The organism is Streptomyces sp. M41(2017) (assembly GCF_002078175.1).
Taxonomy (GTDB): domain Bacteria; phylum Actinomycetota; class Actinomycetes; order Streptomycetales; family Streptomycetaceae; genus Streptomyces.
On record NZ_MWFK01000001.1, the window covers coordinates 5155364 to 5178944 of the forward strand.

The following is a 23581-nucleotide window of genomic DNA, read 5'->3' on the forward strand; positions in this document are numbered from 1 at the left end:
GACCGTCAGCCATGCGCAAGTCTTCGATCCGCCGTACCTGCGCGGCGCTCGCCGCCGTCACCTCCCTCGCCCTGGCCGTCACCGCGTGCGGCGGCACCACCAAGAACGACGTCAAGGACTCGGGCGGCTCCAACTCCGCGGCCGGCGGCGCCAAGGCCGACCCGAACGCGGCCACCAAGAAGGGGCTGACCGTCGGCTTCCTGCCCAAGCAGGTCAACAACCCCTACTTCACCTCCGCCGACAAGGGCGGCGAGAAGGCGCTCAAGGAGCTCGGCTCCACCTACAAGGAGGTCGGCCCGAGCAGCGCCACCGACACCAGCGGCCAGGTCAGTTACGTCAACACGCTCACCCAGCAGCAGGTGAACGCCATGGCCGTGTCCGCGCAGGACCCGGGCGCGCTGTGCACCGCCCTCAAGCAGGCCATGACGAACAAGATCAAGGTCGTCACCTACGACTCCGACACCAAGGCCGACTGCCGCAACGCCTTCGTCTCGCAGGCCAGCGCCGAGGACCTCGGCCGCACCGAGGTGCAGCTCCTCGCCAAGCAGATCGGCTACAAGGGCGAGATCGCGATCCTGTCCGCCGCGCAGACCGCGACGAACCAGAACACCTGGATCGACTTCATGAAGGACGAGCTGAAGGACCCCAAGTACAAGAACATCAAGCTGGTCAAGGTCGCCTACGGCAACGACGACGCCCAGCAGTCCTTCCAGCAGACCCAGGGCCTCCTCCAGGAGCACCCCAAGCTCGCCGGGATCATCTCGCCGACCACCGTCGGCATCAAGGCGGCAGCGCAGTACCTGTCCGGCTCCAAGTACAAGGGCAAGGTCAAGCTCTCCGGCCTCGGCACCCCGAACGACATGCGCAAGTACGTCAAGAACGGCACCGTCGAGGGCTTCGAGCTGTGGGACCCGGCGAAGCTCGGCGAGCTGGCCGCCCGCACCGCCGTGGCGCTCGCCTCGGGCCAGATCACCGGCAAGGAGGGCGAGACGTTCAAGGCCGGTGACATGGGCTCCTTCACCATCGGCAAGGACGGCGTGATCAACCTCGGCAAGCCGACCGTCTTCGACGCGAAGAACATCGACCAGTTCGACTTCTGACCGTCCCGGCCGGCTCGACTTCCGGACCCGGGAGGGTCGTTGACGCACCGCGTGTGTTTCCTGCTGAAGGTCCGTGCGGACCGCCTCGACGAGTACCGCGAGCGGCACGCCGCCGTGTGGCCCGAGATGCTCGACGCGCTCTCGGCCACCGGCTGGCACAACTACTCGCTCTTCCTGCGCGAGGACGGCCTGCTGGTCGGTTACCTGGAGACCGAGGACTTCGCCGCGGCCCGGGCGGCCATGGAGGCCACCGACGTCAACGCCCGCTGGCAGGCGGAGATGGCGCCGTTCTTCACCGCACTGGACGGCGCCCGGCCCGACGAGGCCATGAAACCCCTCACCGAGGTGTTCCACCTCGCCTGACCCGGCGCCACGACGCGCGCGTCCCGCCGGCCGCGACCCACCCCGTGACCTGCGGGGTGACGTCCGGCGGGACCGCCCGTCCGCCCCGTGTCCCGTCCCTTCCCGGGCTTCCCTCATGACCACCGGTTCCGGCCCGCTCGCGGGTACTGTGAGGGCCCTGCCCGCCGCTTCGAGTTCTTCTGGAGGTTCCCGCCCGATGGCCCAGTCGGTGGGTATCAAGGACGTCGCCCGTGCAGCCGGAGTCTCCGTCGGCACGGTCTCGAACGTCATCAACCGCCCCGACTCGGTGGCCTCCGAGACGCGGGCCCGCGTCCTGTCCGCCATCGACCGGCTCGGCTATGTGCGCAGCGAGTCGGCCCGCCAACTCCGGGCCGGTCGCAGCCGGATCATGGGACTGCTCGTCCTCGACATGGGCAACCCCTTCTTCGTGGACGTCGCGCGGGGCGCCGAGCGCGCCGCGCGGGACGCCGGGCTAGGCGTGATGGTCTGCAACAGCGCGCAGAGCCCCAGCGAGGAGGCCGACTACCTGTCGCTCTTCGCGGAGCAGCGGGTGCGCGGCGTGCTGCTGACACCGAGCGACGCGAGCGGCCGCAACATCGAGGCGTTCCGCCGCAACGGCATCCCCTTCGTCCTGGTCGACCGGGTCGCCGTGGGCACCACCGAGTGCTCCGTCTCGGTGGACGACGTGGCGGGCGGCGCCCTGGCCGTCCGGCACCTCGTGGACGCGGGACACCGTTCGATCGCCTATGTCAGCGGACCGCCCGGGCTGAACCAGGTCCGGGACCGCCGCACCGGCGCGCTGAACGCGCTGGCCGAGGCCGGCCTCGGCCCCGGCAACCTCCGAGAGCTGCCCACCGAGCGGCTCGACGTCGCCGCCGGACGGGACGCGGGAGCACGCCTCCTCGGCCTCGCCGAGCGCCCCACCGCCGTCTTCTGCGCCAACGACCTGCTCGCGCTCGGCGTCCTGCAGGCCATGTACGCGGCCGGTGTCGGTGTCCCCGGCGACCTCGCCATCGTCGGCTACGACGACATCGAGTTCGCCGCGGCGGCGGCCGTCCCGCTCACCTCCGTCCGCCAGCCCGCCATGACCATGGGCGCCCTCGCCGCCGAGCTGCTCCTGGAGGAGATCGAGGCGGAGACCGCGCCCACGCCGCACGAACACCGGCGTGTCGTCCTCCAGCCCGAGCTGGTCGTACGCCACTCCAGCCTGGCCGCGCGCTGAGCGGCCGTTCAGTTCCCCGTCACCGGGCTGCTGAGTCACTGTTCAGCCCGTTGTCCTGATCCCGGGCTCCGCGGGCGGGGGCACATGTGCTCAACTGGGACAGCCTGAAATCCGTACGTCTCGGGAGTCCCGTTGACCCTCAGCTACCGCCAGCCCGGTGTCGTCCTCACCGACCACCGCTTCACCGTGCCCCTCGACCACGACCGCCCGGACGGGGAGACCATCGAGCTCTTCGCCCGCGAGGTCGTCGCGAGCGACAAGGCGGGGCAGGAGCTGCCCTGGCTGGTCTACCTCCAGGGCGGCCCCGGCTTCGGGGCGAATCGTTTCGTCGGACGGCAGGCCTGGCTCGGCCGGGCCCTGGAGGAGTTCCGCGTCCTGCTGCTCGACCAGCGCGGCACCGGTCACTCCACGCCCGCCAACCGGCAGACCCTCCCGCTGCGCGGCGGTCCCCGCGAGCAGGCCGCCTACCTCGCGCTCTTCCGTGCCGACTCCATCGTCCGCGACTGCGAGACCATCCGGCGCCGGCTCACCGGCGGCGCGCCCTGGACGGTCCTCGGCCAGAGCTTCGGCGGCTTCTGCACGGTGCACTACCTGTCCAGCGCCCCCGAGGGGTTGAGCGCCGCCCTCGTCACCGGCGGGCTGCCCACCCTCGACGGGCACGCCGACGACGTCTACCGCGCCGCCTACCCGCGCATCGAGCGCAAGGTCGCCGCACACTACGCGCGCTACCCGCAGGACGTCGAGCGCGCCCGCCGGATCGCCGAGCACGTGCTCCAGCACGAGCCGGTCCTCAGCGGCGGCTACCGCCTGACCGTCGAGGCCTTCCAGTCGCTGGGCATCCTCCTCGGTGGCAGCGAGGGCAGCCACCGCCTGCACTACCTGCTGGAGGACGCCTTCGTGCGCACCCCGCAGGGCCCGGCGCTCTCCGACGCCTTCCAGGAAGAGGTCCAGGGGCTCCTGTCGTACGCCGGGCACCCCCTGTACGCGCTGGTCCACGAGGTCATCTATGCCCAGGACGGCCGCCCCACCGCCTGGTCCGCCGAGCGGGTGCGCGCCGAGTTCCCGCAGTTCGACGCCGCCAAGACCCTCGCGAACGACGGTCCGCTGCTGTTCACCGGCGAGTCCGTGCACCCCTGGATGTTCGAGACCGACCCGGCGCTGCGCCCCCTGCGGGAGACCGCCGAGGAACTGGCGGCCCGCACCGACTGGGCGCCGCTGTACGACCGGGCCCGGCTCGCCGCCAACGAGGTGCCGGTCGCGGCGGCGGTCTACCACGACGACATGTACGTGGACACCGGGCACGCGCTCGAGACCGCGCGGTCCGTGCGCGGACTGCGCACCTGGGTGACCGACGAGTTCGAGCACGACGGCGTCCGGGCCGGCGGCCCGCGTGTCCTGGACCGGCTGCTCGCACTCAGCCGCGACGACGTCTGACGGGTCGCGGCCCACCGTTTCCGTGCCCCGCGACGTCCCCTGACGTCCGGGACCTCCCACCCCCTTAGAATTCTGACGACCTGTCAGAACACTGAGGGGGCACGGATGATCGACACCACGCGCACGGACATCTCGCAGGGCGAGGAACGGCTGCGGCTGGACGTCGAGGACGGCGTCGGCGTCCTCACCCTGTGCCGGCCCGCGAAGCTCAACGCGTGGAGCTGGGAGTCCACCCGCCAACTCGGCCTGTTCGCCGACCGGATCCGCTTCGACCCGGCGATCCGGGTCGTCCTGCTCCGGGCCGAGGGCCGGTCCTTCTGCGCGGGCATCGACGTGACGGCACCGGGCGGCGCGATCACCGGCCGCTCGGGCGCCGAGCGCACCCGCGCCTACTACGAGGGCATCCGCTGGGCCCACGAACGCTTCGCCGCCTTCGCGTCGCTCCCGCAGCCCGTCGTCGCCGCCGTACAGGGCCACTGCCTCGGCTTCGGCTTCGAGCTGGCCCTGATGGCGGACGTCCGCGTCGCCTGCGCCGACGCCGCGTTCGCGCTGCCCGAGGCCCGGTTGGGCCTCGCCGTCGACGCGGGCGGCGACCTGCGGATCGCGCGCGAGGCGGGCGCCGGCTGGGCGAAGTTCCTGGCGCTGACCGGGCGGCGTCTCGACGCGCGCACGGCCGAACGCCTCCACCTCGTTCAACTCGTCGTTGAAAAGGGCGAGTTGGATACCGCGTCCCGCGCCCTGGCCGCCGAGATCGCGGCCAACGGGCCCCTCGCCGTGCAGGCCGTCAAGCGGGACATCGACGCCTTCGCCGACGCCGGCCTGGCGGCGGCCCTCGACCGTACGGCCCTCTCGGCCGCGCTCACCCTGACCTCCGAGGACGCGACAGAGGGCTACGCCGCCAAGGGGGCCCGCCGCGCGCCCCGCTTCGAGGGGAAGTGACCGGCATGTTTTGATCGGTCACCGGCACGTACGACGAGTCAGGGGGACCGATGGCCGACAGCGACCTTCTCGCGGACCGGTTCGAGGAACAGCGCGGGCATCTGAGAGCGGTGGCCTACCGGATGCTCGGATCGCTGAGCGAGGCCGACGACGCCGTCCAGGAGGCCTGGCTCAGACTCGGCCGCACCGACCCGGACGAGATCAGGAACCTGGGCGGCTGGCTGACCACCGTCGTCGGCCGGATCTGCCTCGACATGCTGCGCTCCCGCACCGCCCGCCGCGAGGAACCGCTGGAGTACGCCGGCACGTTCGTGCCCGACCCGGTGATCGGCTCCCTGGAGCGGATCGACCCCGAGCAGGAGGTGCTCCTCGCCGACTCCGTCGGACTCGCCCTCCTCGTCGTCCTGGAGGCGCTGGAACCCGCGGAACGGCTCGCGTTCGTGCTGCACGACCTGTTCGCGGTGCCCTTCGACGACATCGCGCCGATCGTGGGCCGGTCGACCGCGGCCACCCGCCAGCTCGCGAGCCGGGCCCGCCGCCGCGTCAAGGCGGACGCCCCCGAACCCGAACGCGACGTCACCCGGCAGAAGAAGGTCCTCGACGCCTTCCTCGCCGCCTCCCGCGCCGGGGACTTCGAGGCGCTGCTCGCCGTCCTCGACCCCGACGTCGTGCTGCGTGCCGACTCCGGACCGCACGTCGGCGGCGCGGCCGCCTCCAAGCTCGTCCGCGGGGCGGCGGCCGTGGCCCGGCAGGCCCTCACCTTCTCCCGGTTCGCGGCGAGTTCGCAGCCGGTGCTGGTCAACGGGGAGGCCGGCGTCGTCGCCCGCGTCGACGGGCGGCCGCTGTCGGTCATGGGGATCACCGTCGTCGACGGCAGGATCGTCGCTCTGCACATCCTCGCCGACCCCGAGCGGCTCGCCCGGCTCGGTCTCGCCGGGCCGGGGGAGTGACGGTCAGCCGGTGAAGGGGCCACGCCCCAGCTGTTCCCGCACCGGTGTCACCGGAGGGCTGACGAGCCCCCTGCGCTGCCAGTTGGCGCCGTCCACCACGAGGGTGTGGCCGGTGATGAAACGGGCGTAGGGGGAGGCCAGGAAGGTCGCCGCCCAGCCGAGTTCGCGGGGGGCGCCGACCCGCAGCGCGGGCTGGCGCCGGTCGTGCCCGTCCGGCCCGGCGGGCTCCGCGGCGTCCTCGGCCCGGGCGAGGTTGCCGCGGATGTCGTCGCTCATGTCGGTGTGCGGCATCAGCCCGGGCACCAGCCCGTTGACCTGGATGCCGTACGGGCCCCACTCCACGGCCAGCGTCCGCACCAGGCTCTCCACCCCCGCCTTCGCCGCCGCGCTGTGCGCGAACCCCGGTCCGCCCGTCCAGGCGTACGAGGCGCCGACGTCGATGACCGACCCCGGCGTCCCCGCCGCGAGGTGCCGGCGCCCGAACTCACGGGTCATCAGGAACGTTCCCGTCAGGGTGATGTCGACGACCGCCTGCCAGGCGTTCGGCGACATGTCCTCGGTGGGCACGGGGAAGTTGGCGGCCGCGTTGTTCACCAGCACGTCGGGCAGCGCGTGCGCGTCGAAGACCTCGGCGATCCGTCGCGGGTCCCGGATGTCGCACACCGCGGACGACACCCGGGTGCCCAGCATCGCCAACTCCGCTCGCGCCGGGCCGAGATGGCGCTCGCGTCGGCTCACGATCAGCAGGTCGGCGCCGAGCCGGGCGAACTCCGCGGCGACGGCCCGCCCGAGCCCGGTGCCACCCCCGGTGACGAGCACCAGCGAGCCGTCGAACGTCCCGGCCGGCAGGGCACTCGCGCCCAGCGGGGGAGGGGCGGGGAGACCGGGCAGCCCGGCGGTGGGATCCATGGCCCCCTCGATACCCGGTGTGCCGCCAAACATCCAGACAGTCACCGCGGCGATCGGCGCGGGAGACGCGCGTCCAGGACGTCGACGCAGTCCAGGGCATGAGGCCGTGCTCAGTAGGCTGGACCGTATGCGAGACGACGGAACCACGGCCCAGGACCCACGCCCGGCACTGCGGGCCGACTGCGGCCAGTGCTTCGGGCTCTGCTGCGTCGCCCTGCCCTTCTCCCGGTCGGCGGACTTCGCGATCGACAAGGACGCCGGGAAGCCCTGTCCCAACCTGGCGGACGACTTCCGCTGCGGCATCCACACCCGCCTGCGGGAGACCGGCTTCACCGGCTGCACGGTGTACGACTGCTTCGGCGCCGGGCAGCGGGTCTCCCAGGAGACCTACGGCGGCGTCGACTGGCGCTCCGGTTCCCCGGAGCGCGCCCGTCAGATGTTCGACGTCTTCCCCGTCGTCCGTCAGCTCCACGAACTGCTCTGGTACCTGAACGAGGCCCTGGCCCTGCCCGCCGCCCGCCCGGTGCACGCCGACGTCCGCCGGCTCCTCGACCGGACCGAGGAACTGGCGCGGCTGACCCCCGACGAACTGGGCGCCCTGGACGTGCGCGCGCACCGGCAGAAGGTCAACGAGCTGCTGCTGCGCACGAGCGACCTGGTGCGCGCGGGGACCGGGCGCGGCAGGAAGAAGGACCGCCGGGGCGCCGACCTGATGGGCGCCCGCCTCAAGGGCGCCGACCTGCGGGGCGTCAGCCTGCGCGGCGCCTACCTCATCGCCGCCGACCTGACGGGCGCGGATCTGCGCGGAGCCGACCTGATCGGCGCGGACCTCCGCGACACGGATCTCACCGACGCCGATCTGACCGGGGCCTTCTTCCTCACCCAGCCGCAGTTGAACGCGGCCCGCGGCAGCGCGGGCACCCGGCTCCCGGAGTCCCTCGCCCGCCCCGGCCACTGGACCGGGTGAGGGGACACGTCGGCCCGGTCGGTCGACCGCGCCGGCGGGCCGGATCGCCGAGGCGTCGGGTCCCGGCGCCGGCGCCGTGCCCTGCTCGGTGAGGTGGGCGTCCGTCGCGGTGCTCAGATCGGTCAGGAACGACCGGCAACGTTCGAGACTTGGGGCGGGCAACTCGACGTCGTGCTGTCGAGTCGCCGGGTGAGGGGGCCGAACGCGGCCGATCGGCCGTGCCGGGCGGGCGGTGGTCGGACGCCGGCCCCGATGCCCTCACGGACGACGGCCGAGCGGGCCCCTCACTCGGCGCCCCGCGCCGCCGGTGTCCGCGGCACCGCCGCCACCGGGGCGCGGCGGTCGAGACGCAGGCGCAGTCCTTCCGGCATCAGGGTCAGACGCTCGGCCACCCGCAGCCGGTAGTCAGGCTCGGGCCGCACCTCGTAGCGGCGCAGCAGCAGGCCGAGGACCAGGGTCGCCTCGTGCAGCGCGAACTGGCGGCCGATGCAGGCCCGCGCCCCGGTGCCGAACGGCTTGAAGGTGTGCGCGGGACGGGCCCGTACGGCCTTGGCGTCGAAGCGGTCCGGGTCGAACGCCTCGGCGTCGGCCCCCCACACCGCCGGGTCCCGGTGCAGCATCGCCGTCAGGACGAGCGCCCACGCCCCCTGACGCATCGGGTGGACGCCGCCCAGCACGGTGTCCTGACGGGCCTCCCGGGCGAACGCGGGGGCGGTCGGCCACAGCCGCAGCGACTCGTCGAGGACCCGTCGTACGTACCGGAGGCGGGCGACCTGGTCGTAGGCCGGCCGGTCGGTGCCGCCCCAGACGCGGTCGACCTCGGCACGGGCGCGGGCGGCGATGTCCGGGTTCTGGGCGAGGTAGTGCAGCGCGAAGGACAGGGCGCCCGAGGTGGTCTCGTGGCCGGCGATCAGGAAGGTGATGACCTGACGGCGGATGTTCTCCGCCGTCAGCCGCTCCCCGGTCTCCGGGTGCGCGGTCTCCAGCATGCGGTCGAGGAGGTCCCCCTGGCCGCTGCCGCCGGAGCGGCGGGCGGCGACCACGGCGTCGACCGTGCGGTTGAGGTGGGCCATGTCGGCGGTGTTGCGCCGGGAGGCCTCGCGCAGCAGGACCGGGGCCAGCGGCACCGGCACGACGTTGCGGCGCTGGGCGTAGGTCAGGGTGCCCACCATCGCCGTCACGAAGGGGTGCGGCCGGGAGCGCTCGAACGAGGCGAAGTCGTGGCCGAAGCCGGTCCGCGCGATCGTCTCCAGGGTCAGCTTCGTCATGTCGCCGGGTACGTCCACCGTGCGCCCGGCCGCCTGTTCGCGGTCCCAGCGGTCCGTGAGCCGCTCGGTCACCGCCAGCATCATGGGGTGGTAGCCCTCCATGGCCTCGCGGCTGAAGCCGGGGGCGAGGACGTCGTGCGCCAACTGCCAGTTGGGCTCGTGGTTGTAGGCGGTGAACAGTCCGTCCCCGGCCACCGGACGGAGGTTGGCGATCCCGAGGCCCACGTGCTTCGCGAACCGCGACTCGTCCGCCAGCTCGGCGGCCAGGTCCGCGCCCCACACGAAGACGATCTCGTTGCTGAAGGCCTTGCGCCGGAAGATCGGTCCGAGCTGCCGCCCGAACTTCAGTGAATCCTGCAGCGGGGAACGGACGTTGGCGCCGATCACGTCGCCGACCAGGGGGACGCGGCGGGGCGGGTGCGGGATGCGGCGCAGTTCCGGCCAGCCCAGCTCCGCACTGCGGAACCCCTTCGGCAGCGCGGCCGGTGCGGCTTCCCTGGTCTCCGCCATCACGCCATCTCCCTTGTGGGTACCACTGGTTGGGACCTGTTGTACGCGGGTTCAATAACGCCGTCCAGTGTCGTCCCGTTGTTGAACCGACGTCAAGTACAGTGCGGGCATGGCCGGGACACAGGGGGAGCGCGCGCGTCGGCGGCTCAGCACCGAGGAGCGCCGCGAGCAACTCCTGACGGTCGGGGCCCGCCTCTTCTCGGAGAGCCCGTACGACGACGTGTGGATCGAGCAGGTCGCCGAGATCGCCGGGGTCTCCCGCGGTCTGCTGTACCACTACTTCCCGACGAAGCGGGACTTCTTCGCGGCCGTGGTCGAGCGGGAGAGCGGGCGCATGCTGCGGATGACCGCGGCCGTGCCGGGCGTCCCGGTGCGTGAGCAGCTCTCGGCCGGCCTCGACACCTTCCTCGGCTACGTCGAGGAGCACGCGCACGGCTTCCGCGCCTTCCACCGCGCGGACGCGGCCGGCGACCAGGCGGTGCGCAAGGTCTACCGACAGGCGCTGGCGGCGCAGGAGCGGCAGATCCTCGCCGCGCTCGCCGCCGATCCCGAACTGGGCTGGGCCCCCGAGGGCCGTCCCGAGCTGCGGATCGCCGTCCGCGGCTGGCTGGCCTTCACCACCGCCGTCTGCCTGGAGTGGCTCCGCGGTGCCGAGCTGAGCCGCGCCCAGGTGCGCGACCTGTGCGCGCGGGCGCTGCTCGGGGCCATCGCCCCCTGAACGACGGTCTGTTCGGAGCCGTCGGTCCGCGCGTGGATCACCTCCTCTCCGCGCAGGGCGGGGCGGGGCGTGAGAAGTGTTCGGACAGGTTGATCTTGGAGGGGCCTACTTCGGGGCTCGCCGAGCAGGTGGACATCGTGACGAGCCGTGCGGCTGAGGTGCCTGCCGGAGCCGACGACAATGGGACGACGCATGGGGAACCGACGAGTGCACGGCTGTCTCGGCCTGGTGGTGGGCGTGGCGCTCGCGCTGCTCACGACGATGCTGCTGGGCCGGGCGACGAACGCCTGTGACGCCGGAGTGCACAACGCCGCGAACAGCTTCTTCCTGCTCTACTTCTTCATCCCCGCCCTCTCCGCCCTCCTCCTCATGGGCTGGGTGCTGGTGGGCGCCGTCCTGGGAGGTCACCCCCTCCTCCACGCCGTCGCCCTCGCGGTGACGCTCCTCGGCCTGTGCTGGTGCGCCCTCTCCTTCTTCTGGAGCGGTGTCACCCCCGCCTGTCCCGACGGCGTGCCCCTGTGGTGGCCGGGCTCCCTTCCCGCTCCCGGGTTCTGAATCGGTCCGGAACTCTCGGCGAGGCGTGGTTGGCGTACGCCCGGAACTTCGCTAAGTTAGGCAAGCCTTACCTTAGGAGGAAGCTGATGGGTGACCGTGACACCTGGACGGCCGCGCCCGCCGCGGCGGAGCACGCCCGTTCGGTGCTCGCCGCGGCCTGGTCCTGCGCGGTCAGCGCCGAGGGCGGCCGGGAGGAGTTCGTCGGCGCGCACTCCGTCGCCGCCGACGGCCGGGTGCTCCTGTACGTGCCCGAGGACAGCGCGCTGCTCGCCAACGCCATCTGCGCGCCGCGCGGAGAGCCCTCCGCCGTCCTGGAGTTCGCCGACGTCGCGCCGGTGCCCGTACGGAACCGGATCCGCGCCCGGTTGTGGCTCGCCGGCTGGTTCGCCGTCGAAGAGGGTCACCTGGCCTTCCGGCCGACCCGCGCCGTGCTCCGCCGGCCCTCCGGCACCGTGGTGGTCGACCTGGACGAACTGGCCGCCGCCGAGCCCGACCCGCTCGCCGTCGCCGAGGCCCCGTTGCTCACCCACCTCGCCGACGCCCACCCGGACGCCATCGAGCGGCTCACCCGCCTCGTCGAACCGGACAGCCTGCACGGCGCGGTGCGTGTCCAGCCCCTGGCCGTCGACCGCCACGGACTGACCCTGCGCATCGAGCGGGCGCGCGGCAACGGCGACGTGCGCCTGCCCTTCCACGCACCCGCCGACGACGTGTCCCAGCTCACCGAGCGCATGCACGTCCTGCTCACGCAGGCGAGTGCCGCGTCCTGTCCCCGGGCCCTACAGCGGCAGCGCACAGACCGCGACGGGTGAGGCGAACGGCTCGCCCACGCGCCGCAGTCCACCCGTCGTGTCGTCGACCTTGAAGACGGTGACCGTGCCGGACCGCTGGTTCGCCGCGAAGAGCAACCGCCCGTCCGGGGAGAGCGCGATGTGGCGCGGGAAGTCGCCGCCGACCGGCACGGTGTCCAGCAGGCGCAGCCGGGCGCCGTCCTCCTCGATCGCGTACCGCGTCAGGCTGTTGTGGCCCCGGTTGGCGAGGAAGGCGTACGAGCCGTTCGCCGTGACCACGAACTGCGCCGGGTAACTGGTGCCGCTCCCGGTCCCCGTGGACCGGGGCGCGCCGATCGTGAGGCGGCCGTCCGCCGGGTCGTAGCCGCAGACCGCCACGGTGTTGTCGACCTCGTCGGCGAGGTAGGCGTACCGCCCGCCGGGGTGGAACGTCAGATGACGCGGGCCGGCGCCCGGTGTCGCGGCCGCCCGTGACACCTCGGTGAGCGTGCCCGCGGACTCGTCGAGCCGGTAGGTGTAGACGGTGTCGGTTCCCAGATCGACGGCGAGCAGATGGCCGCCGTCGGGGGTGGCGGCGAACTGGTGCGCGTGCGGGCCCTGTTGGCCGGGACCCGGTGCCGGGCTGGAGTGCGTGACCAGATCGGTGCGCTCGCCGATCGCGCCCGAGGCGTCGAGCGGGTGGACCGCCACGCTGCCCGAGGTGTAGTTCGCGCTCAGCAGCCAACGCCCGCCCGGATGAACGGACAGGTGACAGGGGCCCGCACCGCCGGTGGGCCGCGAGCCGAGCACCTCGTGCCCCGGGAGCCGCACGGCCGTCACGGCGCCCGCGTCCTGCTCGTCGACCGCGTAGAGCGTGTGCCCGTCGGGATGCACCGCGAGGAAGGACGGGTTCGCGACGCCCGTCACGACACCGCCACCGGTCACCGCGCCCGACTCCGCGTCGTACGTGGCCAGGCCGATCCCCTTCCCCGCCCCCTCGCCCGAGGTGTACGTGCCGAGATACAGCGGACGGGGGCCGGAACGCTGCGCCCGGGGCGTGGACGGGGAAGCGGCCGGGGCCTTCGGCGTCGCTTCTTCCGCGGAGGCACCGGACCGCGGCCGGGCCGGTGCCGGGACCGCCGTGATCGCGGCGGCCCCGGCCAGGGCGCCCACGAAACGACGCCTGCTCCAGCCGCCGCCCGGGCCGCGTGACGGCTCTGCACCACTGCTCATGCCTGCACCTCGGGGTGTCGGTTGCCTCAGCTGTGACACCCACCTTGGCGTGCGGCGCGCCGCGAGTGCAAGAACGGCAACCCGCGTTGCGTGGAACGCAACGCGGGTCGGGTGTCTACCAGTCCCCGTCCCCGACCGGCTTGCCGGGCGCGTCGCCGAGCGGTTCGACCTGGTGGGGCGACGGCTGCTGCCAGGGCTCGTGGTCGTCCCCCAGCCAGTCGCCGACCGGCTTGACCGAGCCCAGCCCGTCCGCCGGCGCGAGGTCCGAGGCGTCCTCGTCGTAGTAGTCGAACCAGGGGAGTCCCGCACGGGTGTACGCGGCACGGTCCACCGGGGACGGCGGCGGGGCCTCGCCGGTGATGCGGCGCCACTCCGGCGGCGTCACGAGATGCACGAACACCCGCCCGGCGGGCTCCTCGGCCCAGGCCTTCAGCGGCCGGTCGTCCTCATAGACCTCCTGGCGCATCGAACCGCCGACGCCGAGGCCCATCGCCGGTGCGCTGCGCGCCCGCAGCGGTGCCGCGCCCGCGGCAGCGGGTGCCGCTCCCGGCGCGGGTGGCGCGGCCATCGGCATCGCCGCGCCGCCGTACGCCCCGGGCGCCATCGGCATCCGCGGGAGCTGCCGAACCCTGCGGCGCTCCGCCTCGCGCCACGCGGCCAGCTCCCGTTCTTCCAGCGGGAACGACTGGAGCTGGACGCCGCCCCAGACCTCCTCGCCCGTGACCTGGCCCTCGACGGTCGCCCCGAGGCCCAGCGGGACGGCCACGAACTGGCGGACCGTGCCCTTGCCGGAGTTGATCCCGTCCAGCCATGGCTGCCGCGGCAGTACGACGTAGTTCTGCGGGTCGCGGTGCAGCCGGGAGCTCCACGGCCTGCCCGACACGGCGCACACCTTGCCCACGCCGACCTGCAACGCGGCAGGCTCCGCCGTGCCCGCGAAACTGAGCCACATCGCCTCGCGCAGATACACCGGCAGCATCACGCCGCCCCGGGCGCGCCACGCGGCCGGCACCCGGTCGCCGTAGTCCTCGACCCGCCTTACGGGGAACTCCCCGAGCCCCGGCGGCAGCGCGTGGGTGCCCGACTCGGGCAGCCGCAGGGTGCGGATGAACCGCACCTGCACCCCGCCCGGCAGCCGCAGCACGTTCCCGTCGATCCGTACGGTGTCCTCGGTCATCCGCCCGCCCCCTCGTCGTGTCGCTCCGCACCCGGCGCCGGCCGAGCGGCGGCGCACCACTCCACGCCGTCACCCCCGCCCGAACGCCGGACCTCTCACGTAGAACGACCGGAGGCGCCGGAACGGTTCCGGTTGCGGCGCAGCCGCGACGGCAGCCGCAGCCGGCGCCGCAACCGCGCGAGATGCGGACGGTTCTCGCGCTCCTCGCGGCCGCTGCGGTCCAGCTCCTCCAGGAGCCGGCGGGTGCGGTGCTCGGTGTCGAGCTCGTCGATGATGCGGTTGACCTCGGTGAGGACCGATCCGTGCAACTGCCACTGACTCGCGTCCCGCTGGATCTCATCGAGGAACAGCTGGGCGAGTTTGTCCCGTGTCCCGGCCGCCGTGGCGAGTTCGGCGCTGAGCCGTTCCTCGGCGTTCTCCGCACTGCGGCTGACGTCCGTCGTCACCAGGACCGCGAAGCTGACGATCGCGTCGGCCATCTCGGACAGCAACTCCTCCAGGACGGCACCCGCCTGCGGATCGAACAGTCGTTCCGGCTCCCGCTCCTTCGCCAGGTCGGTGAGGCTGCGCGCCAGGACCCGCAGGACCACGGTGCAGATCTCCAGGGTGTCCAGGCCGGTGCGCAGGACGACCCTGTGCAGCAGCCCCTCGCGAACGCGCGGGTTCAGTTTCAGGCTGTCCTCGGCCTGTCGCAGGGCCGCGTCCACCGAGGCGATGTCGTGGTCGAGACGGCGCGCCTCGTGCAGCCGCTCGGCGGCCAGCTGGTAGGGCGTGCGGCCGGCGGCCTCCTCCCCGATCCGCAACATCAACTGCCGCACCCGGCGTGCCAGATCCTCGATGGACTCGCCGGCCACCCCCACCCACACGGGAGGCGCGAGCACGAGGTTGCAGGCGAGGCCCACGACCGCGCCGATCAGCGTCTCCAGGACACGGGCCCACGCCGTGTCACCTACCCGGGTGACCCCGAGGACCAGCATCGCGCTGATCGCCACCTCGGGGACGAACTCGCTGACCCGGACCAGATGTCCCACCCCCAGCGAGGCGAGGATGATCAGACCCAGACTCCACCACGTCAGACCCACCAGACTGCTGAACCCGATGGCGATGACCACGCCCACCACCACGGAGTTCACCCGTCGGATGGCGGTGGTGATCGTCGAGTACAGGGTGACCTGGACGACCAGGAGAGCGGTCAGCGGGGCGGTCAGGGGCGCAGCCTCGGGACTGAGATGCACGGCCACCACGTAGGCGAGGGTCGCCGCGAACGTGGAGCGGAGCGTCTGGACGACCACCGGCTCCCGTCGCCGCTCGACGATCTTCGCGACGGACGCCGCCCACTCACCACGTGCCTCTTGCATCTCTTGGGCCTTCCCCTTTCACAGCTGTACGAACGTTCCCCTTGCGGACCGTATCTGTCCGCAAGGGCGTCTACGTTGATGTCATCAGCCCGGCAGGACCGCGTCTGGAGGACTTCAGGATGAGTGACGTCGAAGGCATCGAACTGCTGACACGCGCCCACACCCGGCTGCGTGACGTGGCGGCAGGCGTTCCCGAGGGTGCGTGGGGAGCACCGACGCCGTGCGGCGAGTGGACGGTGCGGCAGGTACTCAACCACGCGCGACTCGACCAGCAGGCGTACGGCGCGGCGGTCACCGGCACCGGCTGGCCGGACTCGGACGCCTTCCAGCCCTCCGACGAGCCCGTGGCCGACGCCGCCGCGGCGCTCGACAAGGTGCTCACGGACGTCGCCGGCGTCTACGCGGGGCTGCCCGCCGACATGGAGGCGGTACCGACACCGCTCGGGCCGCTGCCGTTCCGGGTGGCCGCCGCGGCGGGTGCCATGGACGCCGGGGTGCACGCCTGGGACATCGCCGTCGCGACGGGCCAGAGGTCGCCTCTCGACGACGACCTGGCCGGAGGCATCCGCCTCGCGGCGGACCTCCTGGCCGATCATCTCCGCGACGCCTTCGGAGTGTTCGCCGCCCCGCGCGAGACACCCGCGGACGCGGGCCCGGCGGCGTCCCTGCTGGCGTTCCTCGGCCGTGACCCGTACTGGACGCCGCGGTCGGCCTGAACCGGATGACCTGAACCGGGGGCCCGGGGGAGGGCGGCCCGGCGCGGTCGCGCCGTCAATCGAGTTGCGGCCGACCCGTGCCATGCGAGATCACTGGGGGAGTGCTCCCGAGGTCACCGGCCCGGAACCCGGGAGCGGCGGGTTCCGGGCCGGGCGGCGTGCTCCACGGGGAGGAACCGATGGATGTCGGGGACAGCCGGACGACGCGGCCAGGGAGCGCCCCGGGGGAGCGGGCGCTGCGCCATGTCGAGGCGCTCTCCTCGGGTCCCGCACTCGATCCCACCCTGCGGCTGACCGTGAACTTCCACCCCGACCGGTCGGCGCACGGCGTCCCGGTCCTCGACGCGCTGGCCCGGGACGGCGTCTACCGGTCACAGTTCGTCACGGGCACCAGCAACGGCGGACTCACCGCGCACCCCGGCGGCGACCGCTGGCGCTGGGAGAGCCGGATCTTCGGCGCGGCCTACGACACGGCCCGCTCCGTCGAGCGGCCCGTCTACGGTGGTCTCGACTTCCGGCGTCAAGCGGTGGGCGCCGCGCCCCGGTTCGGGTCCTCGCACTTCCGCCTCACCGGCGCGGCACTGCGCCGGGCCACCTTCTGCTACCCCGACAGCGCGGCCGAACCGTCCGCGTTCGGGGTGGCGTCCCGCATGTCCCTCGTGGAACTGGCCGAGGCGGACGACCGGGACGCCCTCGACGACTACATCGAGGCACAGATCCACGGACCGGTCGTCCTGGCCAGGGACGTGGAGGCCCTGGTTCTCGACCCGTCCTACCGCGGCACTCCCGTCGAGGCCGCTGCCGGCCGCCTGCCCTGCGCGGTCGCCTGGCATCCCGGCTACCGCCTCGACGTCGCCGAACTGCGCAGACACCCCGGCTTCCGGGGTCCCGAATTCGTCGCACTCGGCGCGGAGATCGCCGAGAACGGCCGGCTGGACCCCCGCGTCATCGGCGACGCCGTGCGAACGGGACGCCACGACCCGCAGGACCTCAAGAAGGTCTGGCACTGCCTCGCCCGCTTCGGGGCCCCGCCGGGAGCGGGGACGGCGAGGGGCGGTCGCACGTCGGAGTACGGGGTGTCCGGCGCGTGGACCGCGCGTGAGCCGGCCGCCCCGCGGCGCGCCGCCACTGGCGACGAGAGCGGCCGGAGCGCGAACGCCCCGGCCGGCAACGGCCGCTGAACCCGGCGATGGCGCGGCCCCTCGACGAGGGACCGCGCCACCATCGGATGCTCCTGCGGTCAGGCCGCGTTGCGCCCCCGTCCGAGGTGCTCGCGGACGATCTCCGCGTAGCGGTGACCACTGCCCTTGATCGTGCGCTTCTGGGTCTTGTAGTCGACGTGCACCAGACCGAACCGCTTGTCGTAGCCGTACGCCCACTCGAAGTTGTCCAGCAGCGACCAGGCGAAGTAGCCGGCCAGCGGGACACCCTTGCGCACCGCGGAGGCACAGGCCGCCAGGTGCTGCTCCAGGTAGGCGGCGCGCTCCGGGTCGTCGACGACGCCGTCGGGGCGCACGACGTCGGGATACGCGGAGCCGTTCTCCGTGATGTACAGCTTGCGGGCGCCGTAGTCGTGCGTCAGACGGAGCAGCAGGCGCTCGATGCCCGCGGCCTCGACCTCCCAGTCCATGGCGGTACGGGGTACGCCGGGCCGGCTGATCGAGCGGACGTGCGGGGCCGGTCCCGTCGGGTCGTCGGCGACCGTGGACGGGAAGTAGTAGTTCAGGCCCAGCCAGTCCAGCGGGGCGGCGATCGTCTCCAGGTCGCCCGCCACCTCGGGGAGTTCGACCCCGTACACCTCGACCATGTCGGCGGGGAAGCCGCGGCCGTGCACCGGGTCGAGCCACCAGCGGTTGGTGTGTCCGTCGAGCCGTTTCGCCGCGGCGACGTCCTCGGGACGGTCGGTGGCCGGCTGGATGTCGGACAGGTTGTTGACGATGCCGACCTGGGCGCCGGGCACGGCGGCACGGATCGCCTGGGTGGCGAGACCGTGTCCGAGGAGCAGGTGGTACGAGGTGCGGACCGCGGCCGTGAGGTCGGTGAAGCCCGGGGCCATCCGGCCCTCGAGGTGACCGATCCACGCCGAGCACAGCGGCTCGTTGAGCGTGGTCCAGTGCTTGACGCGGTCGCCGAGCCGCTCCGCCACCACCGACGCGTACGCGGCGAAGTGCTCCGCGGTGTCACGGGCCGGCCAGCCGCCGCGGTCCTGGAGCACCTGCGGCAGGTCCCAGTGGTACAGGGTCACGGAGGGCGTGATGCCCGCCTCCAGCAGCCCGTCGATCAACTCGTCGTAGAACGCGAGCCCCTTCGGGTTGACCGGTCCGTCGCCCCCCGGCACCACGCGCGGCCAGGCGACGGACAACCGGTAGGCGTTGGTGCCCAGTTGACGCATGAGGTCGATGTCCTCGCGCCAACGGTGGTAGTGATCGCAGGCCGCGTCCCCGTCGTCGCCGTTGTCGATCTTGCCCGGGGTGTGCGAGAAGGTGTCCCAGATCGAGGGGGAGCGGCCGTCCTCGCTGACGGCACCCTCGATCTGGTAGGCCGACGTGGCCGTACCCCACAGGAAGTCCTCGGGGAGGGCGGCAAGGTCGATGGTCACTGAAGTCCCTTCGTCATCAATGGAATCGGTCACTTCACGGCTCCCGCGGTCAGCCCGGCGACGAGATAGCGCTGGAGCAGCAGGAAGCCGGCGACCACAGGAACGCTGACGACCAGCGAGGCGGCCATGATCTGGTTCCAGTACACGTCGTTGAGCGTGGAGTAGCCCTGAAGCCCGACGGCGAGCGTTCGGGTGGCGTCGTTGGTCATCACGGACGCGAACAGCACCTCGCCCCACGCGGTCATGAAGGCGTAGACGGCGACCGCGACGATGCCGGGGATCGCGGCCGGCACGACCACCCGGAACAGCGCCCCGAGCGGCCCGCAGCCGTCCACCAGCGCCGCCTCGTCGAGATCGCGCGGCACCGAGTCGAAGTACCCGATCAGCATCCAGATCGAGAACGGCAGCGAGAAGGTCAGATACGTGAGGATCAGACCGCCGCGCGAGCCGAACAGGGCGATGCCCGTCGCGTTCCCGATGTTGACGTAGAGGAGGAACAGCGGCAGCAGGAAGAGGATGCCGGGGAACATCTGCGTCGACAGCACGGTGACCGTGAAGACGCGCTTGCCGCGGAAGTTGTAGCGGCTCACGGCGTACGCGGAGAAGACCGCGATCACGACGGAGAGGGCCGTGGCCGCCCCCGCCACGATCAGCGAGTTCACGAAGTACCGCGCCAGCGGCACCGTCGACCAGATGTCGATGTACGGCCGGATCGTCAGCCCGCTCGGCAGCCAGCGGAACTTGCCCGTGACGTCCGCGAGCGGCTTCAGCGAGCTGGAGACCATGACGTACACCGGCACCAGGACGAACACGGTGAGCAGCGTCAGGAAGACCGCGCGGCCCGCCTGGAAGGACCGCGGGGGCGCCATCGGCGAGCGCGGCCGGGTGCTGGAGGTGCTAGACATCGGACGTCTTCCTTCCCCGGGAGGTCAGCAGCAGGTAGACGCCCGTGACGACGAGCAGGAAGAGCAGCAGCAGCACGGACATCGCCGAGCCGGTGCCGAAGTTCCAGGTCACGAAGGACGCCTGGTAGATGTGGACCGAGATGAGGTCCGCCGCTTCCGGGGCCGTCTTGCCGAACAGGACGAACGGCGTGTTGAAGTCGTTGAACGTCCACAGGAACAGCACCAGGACGAGCACCTGGTTGACCGGCCGCAGCGACGGGAGCGTGATGCGGCGCAGTTGCTGCCACAGGCCGGCCCCGTCGAGAGCGGCCGCCTCGTACAGCTCGCCCGGGATGTTCTGCAGGCCCGCCATGACGATCAGGAAGGCGAACGGCCAGCCCTTCCAGACGGACACGGTGAGCAGGGCGTAGAAGCTGTTGTCGCCGATCAGCCAGAAGGACGGCTCGTCGGTGAGGTGCAGCTGGTCGTGCAGGACGTGGTTCACCAGGCCGTTGTCGTGCTGGAACATGAAGACCCAGGTGATGACGGCCGCGTACACGGGCAGCGCGTACGGCACGAGGAACAGGGCCCTCAGGATGCCGCGCCCGCGGAAGGTGTCCTGCATGTAGATCGCGGCGGCGGTGCCGATGAGCCAGCACAGCCCGACCGAGAGCAGGGTGAAGACGACGGTGACGAAGAACGAGTGCAGCAGCGCCTTGCCGACGGGTGCGTCGAAGTCCACCGACACCGAGTAGTTGTCGAAGCCGGACCAGGGCGCGGTGCCCCAGTTGCTGATGTAGACCTGGGTGAGCTCCTTGAAGCTCATCACGATGCCGATCACCATCGGCACCAGGTGGACGAGGAGTTCGAGGACCAGGGCGGGCAGGAGCAGGAGGTAGGGAAGTCCGATGCGCTTGATCCGCCCGGGGCGGCGCGGGCCTCGCGCCGCCCCGGGGGAGCTCTCGCGCACCGTCGTCTCGCCGGGTTCGGCGGAGGCGGCGGTCGTGGTGGTCATCGTGGTTCCCGCACTCACTTCTTGGGCATCTGCTGCTGGGCCTTCTCGAGCGCCGCCTTCACCGAGGCCGTGGTCACCGCTTTGCCGCCGGCCGCGTCGGCGAACAGCTCCTTGACGGCGGTGCCGACCGCGGTCTCGAACTGGGACTCGTCCGCCACCTGCGGAAGGGCCGCCGCGCTCTTCGCCAGGGTGTCCTTGAGGACCGCGTTCGCCGGGTCGGTGAACGGCGCGACCTCCTGCGCGGTCTTGACCGGCGGGATCGAGGTGTACGCCGTGTTGAGGATCTTCTGCTCGGCGTCACTGGTCATGAACTTGACGAACTTGGTCGATCCGTCGAGGTTCTTGGTGTTCTTGAACACCGCGAGGTTGATGCCCGCGACCATGGAGTTGGTGTTCGTGCCCGTGCCGGGGGTGCCGGACTGCACGGGCACCGGGGCGATGCCGTACGCGTCGGGGCTCATGCCCTGCGACTTGAGGTTGGCCGCCGCGGACTGCCACAGCAGCATGGCGTTCTTGCCCTTGGCGAAGTCGCTGATGGACTGGTTCTGGGCGTACTCGGCGTTGCCCGGGGCGATGATCTTGTCCTTCGCCATCAGGTCGACGTACTGCTTGACCGCGGCCACCACCCCGTCGTTGGTGAAGTCGGCGGTTCCGTCGGCCTTGAAGAAGTCCGCGCCGTGCTGCTTGGCGAAGACGAACGCGTGGTGGATGTTCTCCGACACGTTCGCGCCCTCGGCGCCGATGCCCCACTTGCCGCCCTTGGACAGCTTCTTGCCGTCGGCGACGAGCTCGTCCCAGGTGGCCGGCGGCTTGGAGATGCCCGCGTCGGCGAACATCGCCTTGTTGTAGTACAGCGCGTACGCCATCGAGTACAGCGGGACCGCGGCCGGGTCCTTGCCCTCGGCGCCGGTCGAGCCGAGCGCGGAGTCGACGAAGCGGTCCTTGCCGCCGATCTTGTCGAAGTTCTTCGCGTCCCACGGCAGCAGCGCACCGGTGGCCTGCAGCGAGGCGCTCCAGGTGTTGCCGATGTTGAGCACGTCGGGGCCCTGACCCGAGGTGGTGGCCGTGAGGATCCGGTTCAGCAGGTCGGACCAGGGGACGACCTCCAGCTTGACCTTGATGCCGGTCTGCTTCTCGAACTTGGCGAGCTCGGGTGCGAGCACCTTCTTGTCGATCGAGATGCTGGCGCCCTGGTTGGACGCCCAGTACGTGAGCGTCTTGGGCGAGTCGTTGGACCCGCCACCGTTCGACGAGCCGCCGCCACAGGCGGTCGCGGCGGTCAGCAGGGTGATGGTGACCGCACCGGCGGCCGCGGCTCGGATTCTGCGCATGGCTGCGTATGTCCCTTTCCCGGAGGGAGCCAAGAGGAGCGCCCGCGTTCACTTCCCGAACGATCCTCATGGCTTAATTTAGGACGTGAGTTAAGACCCGGAAGAAAGTCGCGTCAAGGGATCGCGCAGGGGTATCTTGCAGGTCGGGCAGGCCGGAAGGGAATCACATGGCGGCGCGGAACGGTCGGACAGTGCGTGACCTGCGACGGGGCAACCGCACCGCCGTACTGCAACGGTTGTATTTCGATGGGCCGATGAGCCGCTACGAGCTCGGTCCCGCGACCGGACTCAGCTCCGGATCCATCAGCAACGTCGTCGCCGAACTCGTCGCGGACGGACTCGTGGAGGAGGCCGGCAGCGTCGACTCCGACGGCGGGCGCCCCCGCACCCTGCTGCGCGTGGTCCCCGGCAGCGGCCACATGATCGGCGTCGACGTCGGCGAAACCCGGGTCCGCGTCGAGCTGTTCGACCTGACCCTCACCGAACTCGCCAGGGTGGAAAGGCCGTTGGAGCGGCACAGCATCGACCGCCCGCTCCGCAGCCAGGGTTACGACGTCGACGTGATCGTCGGCCACATCCGCGACGGCATCGCCGAGGTGCTCGCCGAGGCGGGCATCGCCCCGCACCAGCTCCTCGGGGTCGGCCTCGGCGTGCCCGGCATCGTCGCCCGCACCCCCGAGCGCGGCGCGGTCGTGCACGGCCAGACCATCGGCTGGGACGCCGTCCCGCTGGAGTCCCTGCTCCGTTCCGCCTGCGAACTCCCCGACACCGTCCCGTACTTCGCGGACAACGGCGCCCGCACCCTCGGCCAGGCCGAGATGTGGTTCGGCGCCGGACGCGGCGCGCGCAACGCGGTCGTCGTCCTCTTCGGCTCCGGCGTCGGCGCCTGCCTGGTCACCGACGAGGTGGAGAACGGCCGGTCCGTCGAATGGGGCCATCTGACGGTACGGGTCAGGGGACGCCGCTGCCGCTGCGGCTCCCTCGGCTGCCTGGAGGCGTACGCGGGAGCGGAGGCGCTGCTCGACCGCTGGCGCGAGGAGGGCGGACACCCCCCCGAGGGCACCGACGAGGAGACGGCGCTGACCGCGATGCTGGCCGCCGCCTACCCGCCCGAGGGCACCGCCTCCGACCCCATCGCCCTCGCCGTCCTGGAGGAGACCGCCGAGTACCTCGGCGCCGGACTCTCCGACCTGATCAACCTCTTCCAGCCCGAGCGCATCCTCATCGGCGGCTGGGCGGGCCTCCAGCTCGGCTCGCGCTTCCTGCCCGCCGTGCGCCGCTACGCGATCTCGTACTCCCTGCGCTATCCCGCCCAGCGGGTCACCGTGGACCTCGGCCGACTCGGCCCGGACGCGGTCACCGTGGGCGCCGCGATCCTGCCGCTCGCCGACTTCTTCGCGCGCGGCGGCCGGCGCGCGGAACCGGCGCCCACCGGTCCCTCGCCCGCCTGGCGCACGGCCCTGGAGGAGCGGGCGCCCCACTGACGTCCGTACGGGCGAGAACGCGAGGTCAGCGGGCGCGCGGGGGTTTCACCGGCGGGTGTCGAGGTACCCGGACGGCGTC

22 protein-coding genes are annotated in these 23581 nt (G+C 72.2%); 13 read left to right on the forward strand and 9 right to left on the reverse strand.

Annotated elements, in window-relative coordinates:
- The first annotated feature begins 11 nt into the window (after nt 1-11).
- The 6 genes from rhaS to sigJ all read left to right on the forward strand — a co-directional run bounded on the left by rhaS (nt 12) and on the right by sigJ (nt 6008).
- Nucleotides 12-1100 (forward strand): rhamnose ABC transporter substrate-binding protein, encoded by a 1089-nt coding sequence (gene rhaS / locus B0675_RS22490; protein ID WP_081220612.1) that lies wholly within the window; start codon nt 12-14, stop codon nt 1098-1100.
- Nucleotides 1101-1139: 39 nt separating this feature from the next.
- Entirely contained in the window at nt 1140-1463 is a 324-nt protein-coding gene (locus B0675_RS22495) for an L-rhamnose mutarotase (protein ID WP_081220613.1), read from the forward strand.
- 196 nt (nt 1464-1659) lie between these two features.
- On the forward strand, nt 1660-2685 hold the full coding sequence (locus B0675_RS22500; RefSeq protein ID WP_081220614.1) for a LacI family DNA-binding transcriptional regulator: 1026 nt from the start codon (nt 1660-1662) through the stop codon (nt 2683-2685).
- 132 nt (nt 2686-2817) lie between these two features.
- The gene (locus B0675_RS22505) at nt 2818-4119 is read left to right on the forward strand and encodes an alpha/beta fold hydrolase (protein ID WP_081220615.1); all 1302 of its coding nucleotides are present in this window, start codon (nt 2818-2820) and stop codon (nt 4117-4119) included.
- A 105-nt stretch (nt 4120-4224) separates the two neighbouring features.
- Entirely contained in the window at nt 4225-5058 is an 834-nt protein-coding gene (locus tag B0675_RS22510) for an enoyl-CoA hydratase/isomerase family protein (RefSeq protein WP_081220616.1), read from the forward strand.
- A gap of 50 nt (nt 5059-5108) precedes the next feature.
- Nucleotides 5109-6008: an RNA polymerase sigma factor SigJ gene (gene sigJ / locus B0675_RS22515; RefSeq protein WP_081220617.1), complete on the forward strand. Its 900-nt coding sequence runs from the start codon at nt 5109-5111 to the stop codon at nt 6006-6008.
- A gap of 3 nt (nt 6009-6011) precedes the next feature.
- On the opposite strand, the gene B0675_RS22520 is transcribed toward sigJ, so the two are convergent.
- Nucleotides 6012-6917, reverse strand: a complete 906-nt coding sequence (locus tag B0675_RS22520) for an SDR family oxidoreductase (RefSeq protein ID WP_081220618.1) — start codon at nt 6915-6917, stop codon at nt 6012-6014.
- A gap of 127 nt (nt 6918-7044) precedes the next feature.
- Here B0675_RS22520 and B0675_RS22525 point away from each other — a divergent pair, with 127 nt between their 5' ends.
- Nucleotides 7045-7884, forward strand: a complete 840-nt coding sequence (locus B0675_RS22525; RefSeq protein ID WP_081220619.1) for a pentapeptide repeat-containing protein — start codon at nt 7045-7047, stop codon at nt 7882-7884.
- A 284-nt stretch (nt 7885-8168) separates the two neighbouring features.
- Here B0675_RS22525 and B0675_RS22530 read toward each other — a convergent pair whose 3' ends face one another.
- Complete coding sequence (locus B0675_RS22530; RefSeq protein WP_081220620.1) at nt 8169-9662, reverse strand: cytochrome P450; 1494 nt, start codon at nt 9660-9662, stop codon at nt 8169-8171.
- Between the two features lie 109 nt (nt 9663-9771).
- Here B0675_RS22530 and B0675_RS22535 point away from each other — a divergent pair, with 109 nt between their 5' ends.
- The 3 genes from B0675_RS22535 to B0675_RS22545 all read left to right on the forward strand — a co-directional run bounded on the left by B0675_RS22535 (nt 9772) and on the right by B0675_RS22545 (nt 11747).
- The gene (locus B0675_RS22535) at nt 9772-10380 is read left to right on the forward strand and encodes a TetR/AcrR family transcriptional regulator (protein ID WP_081220621.1); all 609 of its coding nucleotides are present in this window, start codon (nt 9772-9774) and stop codon (nt 10378-10380) included.
- A 192-nt stretch (nt 10381-10572) separates the two neighbouring features.
- Complete coding sequence (locus B0675_RS22540) at nt 10573-10935, forward strand: hypothetical protein (protein ID WP_081220622.1); 363 nt, start codon at nt 10573-10575, stop codon at nt 10933-10935.
- 86 nt (nt 10936-11021) lie between these two features.
- Nucleotides 11022-11747 (forward strand): DUF2470 domain-containing protein, encoded by a 726-nt coding sequence (locus B0675_RS22545; RefSeq protein ID WP_081220623.1) that lies wholly within the window; start codon nt 11022-11024, stop codon nt 11745-11747.
- Here B0675_RS22545 and B0675_RS22550 read toward each other — a convergent pair.
- The 3 genes from B0675_RS22550 to B0675_RS22560 form a co-directional block, all read right to left on the reverse strand.
- Nucleotides 11715-12938: a lactonase family protein gene (locus B0675_RS22550; protein ID WP_179165343.1), complete on the reverse strand. Its 1224-nt coding sequence runs from the start codon at nt 12936-12938 to the stop codon at nt 11715-11717. The genes B0675_RS22545 and B0675_RS22550 overlap by 33 nt on opposite strands.
- A gap of 115 nt (nt 12939-13053) precedes the next feature.
- Nucleotides 13054-14115, reverse strand: a complete 1062-nt coding sequence (locus tag B0675_RS22555) for a hypothetical protein (RefSeq protein ID WP_081220624.1) — start codon at nt 14113-14115, stop codon at nt 13054-13056.
- 95 nt (nt 14116-14210) lie between these two features.
- On the reverse strand, nt 14211-15473 hold the full coding sequence (locus tag B0675_RS22560; protein WP_081220625.1) for an aromatic acid exporter family protein: 1263 nt from the start codon (nt 15471-15473) through the stop codon (nt 14211-14213).
- 119 nt (nt 15474-15592) lie between these two features.
- On the opposite strand from B0675_RS22560, the gene B0675_RS22565 reads away from it, so the two are divergent.
- Both B0675_RS22565 and B0675_RS22570 read left to right on the forward strand, forming a co-directional pair.
- Nucleotides 15593-16189, forward strand: coding sequence for a TIGR03086 family metal-binding protein (locus B0675_RS22565; protein ID WP_081220626.1), 597 nt, complete (start codon nt 15593-15595; stop codon nt 16187-16189).
- A 179-nt stretch (nt 16190-16368) separates the two neighbouring features.
- Complete coding sequence (locus B0675_RS22570; protein WP_081220627.1) at nt 16369-17370, forward strand: DUF3626 domain-containing protein; 1002 nt, start codon at nt 16369-16371, stop codon at nt 17368-17370.
- 59 nt (nt 17371-17429) lie between these two features.
- Here the strand turns inward: B0675_RS22570 and B0675_RS22575 are convergent, their stop codons facing one another.
- Genes B0675_RS22575 through B0675_RS22590 form a run of 4 tightly spaced genes read right to left on the reverse strand, consistent with a single transcriptional unit; the run spans nt 17430 to nt 22018 of the window.
- A complete protein-coding gene (locus B0675_RS22575; RefSeq protein WP_081220628.1) occupies nt 17430-18788 on the reverse strand; it encodes a GH1 family beta-glucosidase in 1359 nt (452 codons plus the stop codon).
- Between the two features lie 29 nt (nt 18789-18817).
- Complete coding sequence (locus B0675_RS22580) at nt 18818-19693, reverse strand: carbohydrate ABC transporter permease (protein ID WP_081220629.1); 876 nt, start codon at nt 19691-19693, stop codon at nt 18818-18820.
- A complete protein-coding gene (locus tag B0675_RS22585) occupies nt 19686-20687 on the reverse strand; it encodes a sugar ABC transporter permease (RefSeq protein WP_081220630.1) in 1002 nt (333 codons plus the stop codon). Before B0675_RS22585 ends, B0675_RS22580 begins: the two co-directional genes overlap by 8 nt.
- A 14-nt stretch (nt 20688-20701) precedes the next feature.
- Nucleotides 20702-22018 carry a sugar ABC transporter substrate-binding protein gene (locus tag B0675_RS22590; protein ID WP_081220631.1) on the reverse strand — a complete coding sequence of 439 codons (1317 nt, stop codon included), beginning with the start codon at nt 22016-22018 and terminating at the stop codon, nt 20702-20704.
- A gap of 167 nt (nt 22019-22185) precedes the next feature.
- Between B0675_RS22590 and B0675_RS22595 the strand changes: the two genes are divergently transcribed.
- Entirely contained in the window at nt 22186-23502 is a 1317-nt protein-coding gene (locus B0675_RS22595) for an ROK family transcriptional regulator (RefSeq protein WP_081220632.1), read from the forward strand.
- Nucleotides 23503-23581: the final 79 nt, after the last annotated feature.

Bases quoted from the DNA above. Each gene is read 5' to 3' on its own strand.
- rhaS (WP_081220612.1), top strand. From the start codon at position 12: ATGCGCAAGTCTTCGATCCGCCGTACCTGCGCGGCGCTCGCCGCCGTC.
- B0675_RS22500 (WP_081220614.1), top strand. From the start codon at position 1,660: ATGGCCCAGTCGGTGGGTATCAAGGACGTCGCCCGTGCAGCCGGAGTC.
- B0675_RS22510 (WP_081220616.1), top strand. From the start codon at position 4,225: ATGATCGACACCACGCGCACGGACATCTCGCAGGGCGAGGAACGGCTG.
- sigJ (WP_081220617.1), top strand. From the start codon at position 5,109: ATGGCCGACAGCGACCTTCTCGCGGACCGGTTCGAGGAACAGCGCGGG.
- B0675_RS22520 (WP_081220618.1), bottom strand. From the start codon at position 6,917: ATGGATCCCACCGCCGGGCTGCCCGGTCTCCCCGCCCCTCCCCCGCTG.
- B0675_RS22525 (WP_081220619.1), top strand. From the start codon at position 7,045: ATGCGAGACGACGGAACCACGGCCCAGGACCCACGCCCGGCACTGCGG.
- B0675_RS22530 (WP_081220620.1), bottom strand. From the start codon at position 9,662: ATGGCGGAGACCAGGGAAGCCGCACCGGCCGCGCTGCCGAAGGGGTTC.
- B0675_RS22535 (WP_081220621.1), top strand. From the start codon at position 9,772: ATGGCCGGGACACAGGGGGAGCGCGCGCGTCGGCGGCTCAGCACCGAG.
- B0675_RS22540 (WP_081220622.1), top strand. From the start codon at position 10,573: ATGGGGAACCGACGAGTGCACGGCTGTCTCGGCCTGGTGGTGGGCGTG.
- B0675_RS22545 (WP_081220623.1), top strand. From the start codon at position 11,022: ATGGGTGACCGTGACACCTGGACGGCCGCGCCCGCCGCGGCGGAGCAC.
- B0675_RS22550 (WP_179165343.1), bottom strand. From the start codon at position 12,938: ATGAGCAGTGGTGCAGAGCCGTCACGCGGCCCGGGCGGCGGCTGGAGC.
- B0675_RS22555 (WP_081220624.1), bottom strand. From the start codon at position 14,115: ATGACCGAGGACACCGTACGGATCGACGGGAACGTGCTGCGGCTGCCG.
- B0675_RS22560 (WP_081220625.1), bottom strand. From the start codon at position 15,473: ATGCAAGAGGCACGTGGTGAGTGGGCGGCGTCCGTCGCGAAGATCGTC.
- B0675_RS22565 (WP_081220626.1), top strand. From the start codon at position 15,593: ATGAGTGACGTCGAAGGCATCGAACTGCTGACACGCGCCCACACCCGG.
- B0675_RS22570 (WP_081220627.1), top strand. From the start codon at position 16,369: ATGGATGTCGGGGACAGCCGGACGACGCGGCCAGGGAGCGCCCCGGGG.
- B0675_RS22580 (WP_081220629.1), bottom strand. From the start codon at position 19,693: ATGTCTAGCACCTCCAGCACCCGGCCGCGCTCGCCGATGGCGCCCCCG.
- B0675_RS22585 (WP_081220630.1), bottom strand. From the start codon at position 20,687: ATGACCACCACGACCGCCGCCTCCGCCGAACCCGGCGAGACGACGGTG.
- B0675_RS22590 (WP_081220631.1), bottom strand. From the start codon at position 22,018: ATGCGCAGAATCCGAGCCGCGGCCGCCGGTGCGGTCACCATCACCCTG.
- B0675_RS22595 (WP_081220632.1), top strand. From the start codon at position 22,186: ATGGCGGCGCGGAACGGTCGGACAGTGCGTGACCTGCGACGGGGCAAC.